The sequence below is a fragment of the Nocardia sp. 348MFTsu5.1 genome (genome assembly GCF_000383535.1).
GTDB classification, from domain to species: Bacteria; Actinomycetota; Actinomycetes; order Mycobacteriales; family Mycobacteriaceae; genus Williamsia; species Williamsia faeni.
Genome location: NZ_KB911517.1, coordinates 183,621 through 195,784, shown reverse-complemented (window position 1 = coordinate 195,784; position 12,164 = coordinate 183,621). Strand labels below are relative to the sequence as shown.

Genomic DNA, 12,164 nt, shown 5'->3' with positions numbered 1-12,164 from the left:
ATAGGCGGATTCGCCGGCGAACGCGATCGATGAGCCGGCGACGTTGCTGGTGGGTGTGATCGGACTCAATCCATTGAAGAGCAGGATTGTTCCGTGGCCCACGATTGTGTATGTCATAGGCCGACGGTTTGTCCGCCGTCGATGACGAGGGCGTGGCCGGTGGTGAATGCGCCCAGGTCTGAGCTGAGCCATTGAACGGCCGAGGCAATCTCTTCGGGTCGGCCCATGCGGCCGACTGGTTCCTGGGCGATGACGCGCTCGCGGCCTTCGGGGGTGCCTCCGGAGAATCGGCCCATCATCGGGGTTTCGATGATGCCTGGACAGATGGCATTGATGCGAATGCCGGTTGCGGCGTAGTCGAGGGCGGCCGATTTCGTCATCCCGATTACGCCGTGTTTGACTGCGGTATAGGCGCTTTGGCCGCGGATGCCGATGACCCCGGCACCCGAGGACGTGTTGACGATCGAACCGCCTCCCGCCTTGAGGAGTAGCGGTATTTGATGCTTCATGCACAGGTAGACGCTCTTGAGATTGACGGCGACAATGCGATCCCAGTCGTTCTCGCTGATGTCGGCCAAAGGTGCGACGGGTTGTTCGATACCGGCGTTGTTGAATGCGATGTCGAGGTGACCGAAAGTGTCGACGGTCGCGTTCAGCGCGGCCACAATGTCGTCGTTGCGGGTCACGTCGCAGGCCAGACCCAGGGCGCGGCCGCCCTGTTGTCCGATGAGATCGGCGGTGGCTGTGGCGGTTTCGTTGTCGAGATCGGTGGCTACGACGGTGGCTCCCGCGGCGGCGAATGCCAACGCCGTAGCGCGCCCTATTCCACTACCGGCGCCTGTGATGAAGGCGACCTTGTCGATGAATTCAGTATCAGGCATGTGTAGTTCCTATCTAGTGGGTCAGACAGTCAGAAGAACTTTGGTGGCGCGGCGTTCGTCCATGGCTTTGTAGCCTTCGGCGGCTTCTTCGAGGGGAAGGGTGAGGTCGAAGACTTTTCCGGGGTCGATGGTGCGGTTCCAGATCAGATCGATGAGCTCGGGCAGGAAGCGTCGTACCGGTGCCGGCCCGCCGTGCAGGTGTATGCCGGAGAAGAACAGTTCGAGGCCGGGCAGGTCGACGTCGTGGGAGACCCCGACGTACCCGACGTGCCCTCCGGGGCGGGTGGAGCGGATGGCCTGCATCATCGATTCCTGGGTGCCGACGGCTTCGATGACCGAGTGGGCGCCGAGGCCGCCGGTGAGCTCCTTGATTTTCGCGACGCCGTCGTCTCCGCGTTCTTCGACGATGTCGGTGGCGCCGAACTCGAGGGCCAGTTTTTGACGGTCGGGGTGGCGACTGACAGCGATGATCCGTTCGGCTCCAAGTTGTTTGGCGGCGAGCACACCGAGTAGTCCGACCGCTCCGTCGCCGACGACGACGACGGTTTTTCCGGGGCCGGCCTCGGCGGCGACGGCGGCGAACCAGCCGGTTCCCAGTACGTCGGAGGCGGCGAGCAGGGATGGGATGAGGACGGGGTCGGGCCGGCCGGGAGTGGCGACGAGGGTGCCGTCGGCCAGGGGGACGCGGGCATATTCGGCTTGGGTGCCGATCTCGCCCATGATGTGGGCGTGCACGCAGCGGGATTGATATCCGGTCTGGCAGATCTCGCAGGTGTTGTCCGAGGCGAAGAACGACCCGACCACGAAATCACCGACCGCGAGGTTCTTCACAGCATCGCCGATCGCGGTGACGGTGCCGACGTATTCGTGTCCCATGGGGATGTGATCGGCGGGGTCGTCGCCGCGGTAGGGCCACAGGTCCGATCCGCACACGCAGGTGGCGGCGATCTTGATGATGGCATCGGTGGGTTCGACGATGACCGGGTCGGGGCGATCGACAACCTGCACGTCACCGGGCTTGTTGAGCATGACTCCACGCATGTACGTCTCCTTTTTGTTGGTCTGTACCAGGCAACCAACAAATCCGGGGGCGGGGGAGTCCCTGCGGGGAGGTGTACTGACAGGGCACCCCTCGATGGGCGATCCGGACCTACGCTGAGGGTCATGGCTAATCGCGCTGAGGTACGTGAGTTCTTGATGTCACGGAGGGCGAAGGTGACCCCCGAGGCGGCCGGGCTGCCGGCCGGGTTGAACCGGCGGGTGGCCGGTCTGCGTCGTAGCGAGGTCGCAACCCTGGCCGGTGTCAGTGTGGAGTACTACGCCCGGCTCGAGCGGGGCACGATCGCCGGTGCGTCGGCAGGGGTGCTCGATGCGATCGCACGTGCGCTTCAGCTCGATGAAACCGAACGCTCGCACCTGCTTGATTTGGCCCGCGCCGCGGACGGCATCCCCACCTCGGGGCGTCCGCGCCGGCGCAGTTCCAAACCATCACCGGCCCGGGTGGGTTTGCAGTGGGCGCTGGACTCGATCACCGACGCCATAGCGTTCGTCAGGAATCAGCACCAGGATCTGCTGGCGACCAACGAGCTTGGCGCGGCGTTCTACTCACCGGTCATCGGCGACGGCGGCCGTGTCCCCAACCTCGCCCGGTTCCAGTTCTTGGACCCCGCCTCCCGTGATTTTTACCCCGACTGGGACCTGTTCGCGGAGATGTGTGTCTCGATCATGCGGGCTGAGGCCGGCCGCGATCCGTACGACAAGGGGTTGCAGGATCTGGTTGGCGAACTGTCTACGCGCAGCGACGTTTTCCGGACCCTGTGGGGTGCGCATAATGTGCGGACCCACGGGTCGGGGACCAAACGGTTCAACCATCCTATTGTCGGGGAGGTGAGTCTGGCGTATGAGGAACTCGTCATTACCGCAGACCCCGGCTCGATCATGATGGTCTATACCGCAGAACCCGGTTCGCCGAGCGCAGAGCGATTGAGACTGCTCGGTTCCTGGGCGGCCGAACACAGCGCCGCGCAGCCCTGACCTTCCCCGAACACCCAACGATCACAACGTCTACATCGATGCCGTCGCCGCCGCACCTGCACCGTTGCGGATGTCGGCGAACTTGGTGCACTTCATGCCCGGCGCCCGCACCCACTGGCACCGCCACCCGTTGAGCGCCAAACCGTCTTCGTGACAGCGGGGGTCGACGATCTGCCTTTCGAGGGTGCGGCTGATCATCCCGCGTGAGGTGTGACGGGCCGCTGACCTGATTGCGCATTGTCTGGTCGGCCGAGGTAGGTCGATTCGAGCACGACGTCTTTGATGATCTTTTGGTATTCGGCGTGTGACGGATGTTCTCGGGTACGCCAGTCGAGGCCCTCTTGGCTGCGCATGAATGCTCGATACTGTGGGGCGCCTGGGTATTTGACGTTGTCTGCCACGACAACCGAGCCTGGGTGCAGCCATTCGTGGTCCAGGATCCGGTGGAGATCGGGAAGATATTCGTCTTTTTCGTGGTCGATGAAGACGAAGTCGAGGGTTCCGGGGGCAAACTGGTGTTTGTCGCCCAGTGTGCTGAGGGTCCTACCGTCATCGCCCAACGTTCCGACGATCACCACGATGCGCTCGCCGATACCCGCGTGATCCCAGATCCGTCGGGCAACGACGGCGTTCGCCGGATTGAATTCGATCGAGTACAAAACGGCGTCGGCGGGCATGACACGCGCAATGCGCAGTGCGCTGTAGCCGCAGTAGGTGCCGAGTTCCAGCAGCCGGTGCGGTTGCGCTGCTGCGACGGCGCGGTCGAGAAGCTTGCCTTTCTCGTCACCGATGTTGATCAGATAGCTCTTGGTGTAGCAGAACTCGTCGATCGCCCGGATGACGTCGTCGATGTCGTTTCTGCGCGCATGCGCGCACACATAGTCGGCCAAGGCTTGTTCGCGGCCGTCACCGACCTGCCAGGTGGCGCCCATGTGCCGAAGACCGAACAGGAACCGCACATACGACCATCGCAGAAACATCACCGGCCTACCGGTGCACTCGTTGGCGCCGATAGCCAGACCGAGTGCCGCGATGGCTGCCAGCACAACCCGCGGCAGACGGCGCCCGAAGAGTCTTGGCCGACGTGTGGCCAGCAGAACCGATGAAGCGACCGACACCGTGACTGCCAGGATCGCAGCGAAATGTTTGCTCACGTGTCTCTCCCTTACCCTGCCGCCAACGTCATGCGAAACCCTCTACGTGCCGTGTGCCTTTACTGTCGCCTGTCGATACGTTGTCGTCGACTCAATTCGGCCTCCAAGATCGGTCCGATGACCGCGAGGGCCGCGGGGTTCGCCATTTGGGCGTGCGTGACGTCGACGGAGTGTTCGGTGATCTGTCCGGAAACGTACGGTCGCCACATGTCGCTGGTGAGTTCGCCGGTTATTCCTTCGCGTGCCGAGAAATACAGCAAGTCCCCGTCGTAGGATTCCGGCCGGTAGCGTGCCGACATGCCAACGCAGTCGACATATCCCTGGTGAAGGCGTTCGAGCTGCTGACGGGTCAACCCGCGGCCCGGTCCGGTGGTGTGGGCGAGCACATCGACAGCATCGTCGATGGCCAGCGGCCGGCTGTCTGGAGTGTCTGTCTCATTGCCCTCTAGGTGGGTGACCAGATCGCGCATGGTCGGCGATAACGGTTGGGGTGCACCGTCGGTGAATGCCACGCTGTCGAGCATGATGAGCAAATCCACGTCATGCCCACGCGCGCGTAGCCCAATGGCAAGCGCGTGCGCGAGTTGCCCGCCCAGCGACCAGCCCAACAGGTGGTACGGCCCCAGTGGTTGCACACGGGTGAGTTCGTCCAGATACACCTGCGCCAACTCCTCGACGGTCCGGCACCGGCGCCCTCCTGCAGCGATGGCTGGGGACTGCAGCCCGTAGATCGGCCGGTCGGTGACGTATTGCAGCAGGCCGGTGTAACACCACGACAGCGGCACGGCGGAATGTAGGCAGATCAACGGCGTCCCTGAACCGTTGCCACGCAACGGAAGAATCGGCTCCAGCGCCGATACACCTGCCGTCACATCACCGTTCGCACCGACCGCAGCCGCGGATTCGATGGCGGCTGCCAAGGTGTGCACCGTCGGGGTGAATAACCACGACATCGCCACCGCAGTGCCGCTCTGCTCCGACAACCGTTGACACAGGTCCACTCCCAGCAACGAGTTGCCGCCGAGTTCGAAGAAATTGTCGTCCAGGCCGATGCACGACTGTCCGGTCACGTCGGCGATCGCATCTGCCACCATGTGCTCGATCTGTGTTTGCGGCGGGCGAAATGCGGGACGCGCCAGCACCTGTGGATCGGGCAGTGCGGATCGGTCGGCCTTACCGCTGCTGGGGTTGATCGGTATCGCGGTCAGCTGAATCAACGCTGCCGGAATCATGGCAGGCGGCAACACCGTCCGTAACCGCGCCAATACAGCGGTGCGGTCGAAGCCGTCGCCATCTGCGGCGACGACGTAGCCGATCAATCGGTCGCCGAGTGCTTCGGACGTCCATATCCGCACTACGGCCTGATCGACTGCCTCGTCCGCGGTCAGAGCGCGCTCGACTTCGGACGGTTCGATGCGCTGCCCGCGTAGCGAGATCTGGACATCGCTGCGTCCGAGGTACTCCAGCGTGCCATCCGGCTGCTCGCGTACTACATCACCGGTGCGATACATTCGGGTTCCCTTGGGCCCGTGCGGGTTTGCCACGTAACAATGTGCCGTGGTCGCGGGCCGTCCCAGATACCCTCGCGCCAACGCGTCACCGGCGAGATAGAGTTCGCCGCGGGCCCCGGGTGGTGCCAGGCCGAGCCTGGCATCCAGCACGAGAATCTGCACGCCGGGGAGTGCCCCGCCGATCGTCATGGCCGCGTTGGGGTCGAGCGCACCGCTGTGGGTCACGATCACAGTGGCTTCGGTCGGGCCGTAGGAGTTGAACATGGGCACCCGGGTGGCCCAGCGACGGGCGAGGGCCGGTGGGCATTTGTCGCCGCCGACGGTGACGCTCTGCAGCGACGTCAGTCGATGCGGGTCGAGTGTCGCCAAAATGGTCGGCGTGACGTTCAAATGGGTGATCGCTTCATGCTCGATCACCTGGGAAAGTTGTTCGCCCGCCACGATGTCCGGTGCCAACACGACCAGCTTCGCACCGGATGCGAATGCGGAGAGGTATTCGAGCATCGACGCGTCACAGTAGGGTGAATGTGCCAGCAGCACGACCGATTCCGGGCAAATTCGACCACGGGCGAGCAGTTCGTCGCTCAGTGCCGACAGGCCCTCGTGAGTGCTGAGCACACCCTTCGGCTCCCCGGTGGATCCGGAGGTGTAGATCAGATACGCGGGGTGAGCGGCACGCAGTGGCTGTGTCCGCTCCGCATCGGTCACCGCCGCGAACGGGTGTGATGCGGCGGCACAGGCGAACTCGTCGCTGTCGAGCAGCAACCAATTCACCGCCGTGGCGTCCAGCAGCGTGCACCATCGGGTGAGGGTGATTCCCAGCATCGCCCCTGAATCTGCAATCAGCTTCGCGACCCGCGCCGGCGGATCGGTGGGATTCACCGGGAAGAACACCGCGCCTGCTCGGGCCACCGCCCACAACGCCATAACCGATTCCACCGACCGGGACAACGCCACCGCAACAACAACTTCCGGCCCCGCCCCACGTGCGATCAGCTCACGTGCCCACTGCGCGGACACCTCGTCGAGTTCGCGATACGACACCGCCCGGTCCGGCCCGCTCAGCGCAATCCGTTCACCGGCACCGATCCCGGCCGCCAGCAACTCCGGCAGCAACCGCGACCGACGCCGGGCCTGCGCGGCCGCGATGCTCCGTGTGCCGGCGATGAGTGCGAACACCTTCTCCTCGGCCGAAGCCAGCAGGAATCGGGACAACCAGTCCATGAACTGTTTTCGATACCGATCCAGCTCATCTGCGGTGTACAGGTCGGGGTTCGCATGAAAATCGATGCTGAGGGGTCCGCTACCGACTCGGTAGCAGCTGACCGACATATCCTCCACCGGCCCGGCCGAGAGCAGGTGCGCCCGCCCGCGCGCGACACCGAAGCCGATGCTGTCGGGAAGGGTGAGGACGTTGATCAGCGGACCGTAGCCACTGCGACCGGCCAGACCGACACCGTGGTCGCGGAGCAGGTCTTCGTGGCGATACAGTTGGTGGCGCAACGCCCCGATGATGTTCAGGCGCACCTGTTGCACCAGGTCAGCGACCGTACTCTCGGCTACGTCCCGCACTCGTAACGGCACCACGTTCGAGACCATTCCTGCCGATCGCCGCAATGCCCCGGTGGTGCGGGCGGCGACCGGCAGTGACACTGTGACATCGCGGTCACCGGTCATGTGCGCCAGGAATCCGGCCACTGCCGCGACCAACACCTCCGCCATGCCGGTGCCGAACCGGCCGGCCACGGCGTCGAGCCGCGCCGTTGCTGCTACATCGACCGTTGCGTGCGCGGTATGCGGCCGTGCCGACGGTCCTGCGTACCGATCGGTCAGCTTTGTGATGTGATTCAGGCCGACGAGTTGCTCAGCCCAGTATTCGCGGTCGGCGTCGAATCGCGGCGAGGACCGATACCGCTGCTCGGCCGCCACAATCTCGGTCAGGAGCATCGCCCGGCACGATGGAGCGGCCCTGCCTTCGGTTGCGGCGGAATACAATTCGGCCGTTCGCTGCGATAATTGCGCGGCGCCGAAGCCGTCGACCGCGATATGGTGGCTGCGCGCGTACCAGCGGTATCGGTCGGGACCGAGGGTGAACATCACCGTCCTGGTGACATCGGGACCCGATAAGTCGATGGCGGCCTCAAGGTCGTGGTTCATCCACACACGAGCGGCGTGCTCTGGATCGGGGTGATCGCTCACATCGACGCAGTCGAACCCCGTCGGCAGGTCATCGTCGACGTATTGGCACGGCTGGCCACCGACCACTGCAAATCGCACGTGTGGCGACTGTAATTCGTGACCGGCCCGTCGCCAGCAATCCTGTAGGAGTGCGAGATCGACGGGTCCGTGCAGATCGGCATACTGGGAAATGGAGAACGGCACGCTCGGGTGAAGTTCTTGCGCCATCCACAGTTCGGACTGCGCGACCGACAATTCGAAGGTGCCCGCCTGCGATACTGTGCTGCCATTTCGGCGCATATTGCCAGGTAGATCCAGCACCGCAAAGACCTTAACGCTCGCCCGCGAGGGTGTCAGCGACGGCAACCATGCCGAAGTGAACTGTCACCAGTCGACACTTGTCGCGAGGAAACGTTTTACGTCATCCATCATCTGGCTGACCGAATCGGCGACAAACAGCACTGGCTGACAAATACTGTCGTCGATGTCGCTGGCAATGACATCCTCGACCCGGAAGTCTCTCAACTCCGCATCCACGAAAGATTCCATCTCCGCAACCGAGGACAAGATGGCGGCACCACACGCTCGCGGGCGACCCCTCTCGATGACCAGGCCGACCTCCATGGTGAACCAGAACAACCGTGAGATCGCCGTCCGCACCTCGTCAGAGGCGGCATGTACGGCGGCTCGTCCGAACCAGCGATACAACTGCGCGAAATCCGGATCGGCAAGCATCACCCCATGGCCGACCAATTCATGAATGACATCGGGGTCCGGCGAAAACAATTGCTCCGTGACCGGGCGCAGATCCGGGGTTGAGGTGAGGATGCCCTCGGCAAGTGGGCCGTAGAACAGCGGGCCTGGTACGGCTCCCATCGCCGGTGCAAGCTCGAAGCCGGTCAAGGACCGAAGCGTGCGCGAGACCTCACGCAGTTGCGGGACCCGGCCGGTGGGCAGCTCCACGCGTTGTGCGGCCAATTGATATTGCACGCAACCGAAGTGCTCATGCATGCCGCGAAGCGTCGCGAACACACGCGACCACAAAGCGTCCTCTTCGCTGCTGTAGCCAAAATCGGGCAACGGTTGCCCCGGACGGAACGCGCCGGCAACCCGCCTGCGCTCGGCCCGGACATCGAGACATACTGTCATCACATTCGGTACTTTCTGGTCGCTGGAATTCCCTGCCAGTTCTCAGCTACCCCCTGTCAGACTTCACTCGAACGTGTCTGCGGTGGCTTTCCCCGTCTTCTGACCAACTTCGGCCAGGCGACCACCAGTACAATTGCATTTCACGCGATCGACGACAATCAACGGTACCCCCGCCACCCGCCATCCGAACAGATCACACTCGCAACACACCCGAACTCACCCTCGAACGAGCGATACCCGGCGGGTCGTCCGGCTAAACCAGCGATGCCGGCCGGAATGTGTGAAATGGACACGTCGAAGTCACCTACATTCCCGACACATTGTGTGGTCGCAGCTCATGCGCCGATCGCGGCAGCCAGCGTGGGCCAGGATCTGTGCAGCTCGTCTTGCCAATACGGCCACGAGTGTGTGCCGGCCGCAGGCATGCTCACAGTCACCGGAATGCCGAGGGCATGCAGACGGTCCACCAACGGCCGCGTGCACTGATTGACAACGGCTTCCAACGTTCCGCCGACAACACCTCGATCGACCAGCGCGCCGACATTGCCGCCGATTCCCGGCGCATTCAGGGTTTCGTGCGGGCCTGGAAGGCCGCTGCCGACCGAAACATACACGTGGGTGCCACGCAGTCGATCCGCGTGCAGCGTCGGATCGTGGTCGGCCCACGTGGGATCCCCTGGTGGACCCCACATGTTGGCTGCATTGGCGCCGAAGGTCGCCAATTCCGAATACACAGTTCCCTGCACCAGCGGGTCGCTCATGCGTGTGCAGCCGCTGTAGGAACCGACCGCCTGATACAGGCCGCGGGCATGGCCCGCCAGGTCCAAGGCGGAGGTCGCCGACATCGACAATCCGGCAACCGCATTTCGGCCTGTCATGGAGAATCTGGCATTGAGCAATGGCGGCAGTTCGCGGGTCAGGAACGTCTCCCATTTGTTGGAACCCAAGACCGGATCGTCGTGCTCCCAATCGGTGTAGTAGCTGGCGCGGCCGGCCATCGGGATCACCACGTTGACGTTCTTGTCGGCGAAAAACGAGGCCACGTCTGTCCGCCCGGTCCAAGCGCCCCCGCTCTCGCCGCCATCGACGGCGTTGAGGAGATACAGCGCGGGTGCCGACGCGTTCGGGTGCGACACCCACAGCGGTATCCGCCGATTCATCGCCGCCGAATACACCGTCACGGCGAACTGGCGTCCACCCAGTGGCGCCACGGACACCACAGCGGATCCATCCGACGCAACAGGTCCCGCGGGGTTAGGGGCCGCGAATGCAACCGTGGAAGACGCGGCCAACGCGCAGACCACCGTCCACGCGCAGACGGCCATCCACAGTAGTCCCCGCCGGCGCGCCCTCATCGGACTGTTTCGCTGAAAGCCGGCGCTCGCCGCCGAGCGTTGCGTCCATCCATCCCGGGATCCTAACCGCTGCGGGAATGACCTAGCACGAATTTGGTGATGCTGGTGTTATTTAGTGATTCTGGTGTTACGAGGGTTCGCTGGGCGGGCCGATTCATCGGAGTCCACCGCCGTCGACGCCAGATCGCCTCTAGGCGGTTGACCAGGATCGAAATCGAAGCCATCATGACCGCACCGGCCAACCAGGTTGCGTGACCGACATTGTTACCTGTCGAGTGCAGCAGGCCCGAGGATCGATGAGGGGGGCAAAATGCCTAAGTTCGCCCGGGGTGCAATAACTGGCGCGCTGGCCGTCGCGGTGGCGGTGACATCGCTGCTCGCACCAGGACCGGCGGTCGGAGCGCCGAACGACGACAAGGTGCGGATCGCAACGGACGGCTTCGTCTACGGCTACGCCCCGGTCGCGCTCGCCCGCACCCGTGCGCTCACACTGTGCGCAACCGGGGTCAACACCATGCTGAACCTTCCGGTGACGGCGAACCCGCTGTTCCGGGCGGTCGTCGCGCCCAACACCGAGACGCTCTACACGAATTCCTTTCTCGATCTACGCAAGGGTCCTGTCACGGTGTCCTACCCACCGACCGGCGGCCGGTACATGGTGTTTCAGTTCCTCGACATGTACTCGAATGTGATCGGCAACGCCGGAACCCGCGTCGACGGGCCGGCTGGGCACAGCGTGACGATCGTCCCGCCCGGATACCACGGGCCGGTGCGTGGGCAACGGCAAATCCGGTCCGGTACCTGGGATGTGTGGATGCTCGGCCGAACCCTGTTGTCCGGCACGACAATTCCCGACGCCCGGACCCTGCAAAGCAGCTACCGGATGTCGGTGGACAACGAGAACGTGGGACCTACCCCGCCGCCGCTGCGCCAGCAGGGCTGTACCGTATCGAGTCCGCAGAACCTGGTGTCGGCGCAAGCCGGATTCTTCGATGAGCTTGCTGACGTCATCGCCGCCGACCCGCCACCACCGGCGGACGCGGCGATTGTCGCCTCGCTGTCGTCGATTGGTGTCCGACCGGGGGCCACGCCGAGCGCCGGCCCGGACGCGGCGGCACTGTCGGCCGGGGTGGTCAACGGGAACGCCGTTGTGGACAACTCCGAGGGCGTGCTGCCCGCGAGAGGCCCGTGGCGAACGACCGACACGGCCGGGCACTGGGGCACCGACTACTTGTTGCGCGCATTTCTGACCAAGGTCGGTCTCGGTATCAACGAACTCGCGGAGTCCCGGTACTTCCGTGCGACGGTGGATTCGGCGGGGGCGACGCTGACAGGTGCCCGTTCCTACGTGATCCATGTTCCGGCGTCGGTCCCGGTGGACAAGTCGAAGTCGGGCTGGTGGTCAGTAACTGTCTACGACATGGACGGGTTCCCGATCGTCAACCCGATATTCAAATACTCCGTGGGCACCGACCTCGATGGCCCGCTCGTGCGAAACCCGGACGGCTCGGCCGACGTCACGATCTCAGTGGGTCCGCGCGGACCCGTTGCCAACTGGATTCCGGCACCGGCGGGGCCTTTCCAGCTCATCTTCCGGCAATACATTCCGACCAACACGGCTTGGGCGCCGCCGCCGATCATCCCCGTCTGACAGGTTCTCGGTGCGCCCACACCGTCGTGGTAGGACGCCGGGTGATCTTCCTCGTGACCGGCGAACCGTCGACCCCGTAGGCGCAGCCCAGGTCTCAACCAGCTTGCCAAAGTCTCAGTGCTGATTCATCAATTTGACTGCCGACGCGGTTAGTGAGTCGTAAGGTCACACCTAGCCCGCGACGAGTGGGTGCTGAGAGCTAGCCAAACCTGTCAAGCCACGATGCAGGTGTCCGACATACCGCGTATCGA

9 protein-coding genes are annotated in these 12,164 nt (G+C 64.0%); 2 read left to right on the top strand and 7 right to left on the bottom strand.

What is annotated here, in order from left to right; all coding sequences use genetic code 11:
- Positions 1-113 precede the first annotated feature (113 nt).
- Positions 114-881 (bottom strand): glucose 1-dehydrogenase, encoded by a 768-nt coding sequence (locus tag H290_RS0118015; protein ID WP_020108222.1) that lies wholly within the window; start codon positions 879-881, stop codon positions 114-116.
- A gap of 21 nt (positions 882-902) precedes the next feature.
- Positions 903-1,922 (bottom strand): zinc-dependent alcohol dehydrogenase family protein, encoded by a 1,020-nt coding sequence (locus H290_RS0118010; protein ID WP_020108221.1) that lies wholly within the window; start codon positions 1,920-1,922, stop codon positions 903-905.
- A 123-nt stretch (positions 1,923-2,045) separates the two neighbouring features.
- Here H290_RS0118010 and H290_RS0118005 point away from each other — a divergent pair, with 123 nt between their 5' ends.
- The gene (locus H290_RS0118005) at positions 2,046-2,915 is read left to right on the top strand and encodes a helix-turn-helix transcriptional regulator (RefSeq protein WP_028463350.1); all 870 of its coding nucleotides are present in this window, start codon (positions 2,046-2,048) and stop codon (positions 2,913-2,915) included.
- Positions 2,916-2,945: 30 nt separating this feature from the next.
- Here H290_RS0118005 and H290_RS31505 read toward each other — a convergent pair whose 3' ends face one another.
- The 5 genes from H290_RS31505 to H290_RS0117980 all read right to left on the bottom strand — a co-directional run bounded on the left by H290_RS31505 (position 2,946) and on the right by H290_RS0117980 (position 10,127).
- Complete coding sequence (locus H290_RS31505) at positions 2,946-3,113, bottom strand: hypothetical protein (protein WP_020108219.1); 168 nt, start codon at positions 3,111-3,113, stop codon at positions 2,946-2,948.
- Positions 3,110-3,895 carry an O-methyltransferase gene (locus tag H290_RS29040; RefSeq protein ID WP_036519492.1) on the bottom strand — a complete coding sequence of 262 codons (786 nt, stop codon included), beginning with the start codon at positions 3,893-3,895 and terminating at the stop codon, positions 3,110-3,112. Before H290_RS29040 ends, H290_RS31505 begins: the two co-directional genes overlap by 4 nt.
- Before the next feature lie 233 nt (positions 3,896-4,128).
- Entirely contained in the window at positions 4,129-8,079 is a 3,951-nt protein-coding gene (locus tag H290_RS0117990) for a non-ribosomal peptide synthetase (RefSeq protein WP_231373736.1), read from the bottom strand.
- A 63-nt stretch (positions 8,080-8,142) separates the two neighbouring features.
- Entirely contained in the window at positions 8,143-8,907 is a 765-nt protein-coding gene (locus H290_RS0117985; protein ID WP_020108216.1) for a hypothetical protein, read from the bottom strand.
- Between the two features lie 335 nt (positions 8,908-9,242).
- On the bottom strand, positions 9,243-10,127 hold the full coding sequence (locus H290_RS0117980; protein WP_020108215.1) for an alpha/beta hydrolase-fold protein: 885 nt from the start codon (positions 10,125-10,127) through the stop codon (positions 9,243-9,245).
- A 445-nt stretch (positions 10,128-10,572) separates the two neighbouring features.
- Here H290_RS0117980 and H290_RS29035 point away from each other — a divergent pair, with 445 nt between their 5' ends.
- Positions 10,573-11,913: a DUF1254 domain-containing protein gene (locus H290_RS29035; protein ID WP_020108214.1), complete on the top strand. Its 1,341-nt coding sequence runs from the start codon at positions 10,573-10,575 to the stop codon at positions 11,911-11,913.
- Positions 11,914-12,164: the final 251 nt, after the last annotated feature.

Excerpts from the sequence above, each read along its gene's own strand:
- H290_RS0118015 (WP_020108222.1), bottom strand. The coding sequence starts at position 881 with ATGCCTGATACTGAATTCATCGACAAGGTCGCCTTCATCACAGGCGCC.
- H290_RS0118010 (WP_020108221.1), bottom strand. The coding sequence starts at position 1,922 with ATGCGTGGAGTCATGCTCAACAAGCCCGGTGACGTGCAGGTTGTCGAT.
- H290_RS0118005 (WP_028463350.1), top strand. The coding sequence starts at position 2,046 with ATGGCTAATCGCGCTGAGGTACGTGAGTTCTTGATGTCACGGAGGGCG.
- H290_RS31505 (WP_020108219.1), bottom strand. The coding sequence starts at position 3,113 with ATGATCAGCCGCACCCTCGAAAGGCAGATCGTCGACCCCCGCTGTCAC.
- H290_RS29040 (WP_036519492.1), bottom strand. The coding sequence starts at position 3,895 with ATGTTTCTGCGATGGTCGTATGTGCGGTTCCTGTTCGGTCTTCGGCAC.
- H290_RS0117985 (WP_020108216.1), bottom strand. The coding sequence starts at position 8,907 with ATGACAGTATGTCTCGATGTCCGGGCCGAGCGCAGGCGGGTTGCCGGC.
- H290_RS29035 (WP_020108214.1), top strand. The coding sequence starts at position 10,573 with ATGCCTAAGTTCGCCCGGGGTGCAATAACTGGCGCGCTGGCCGTCGCG.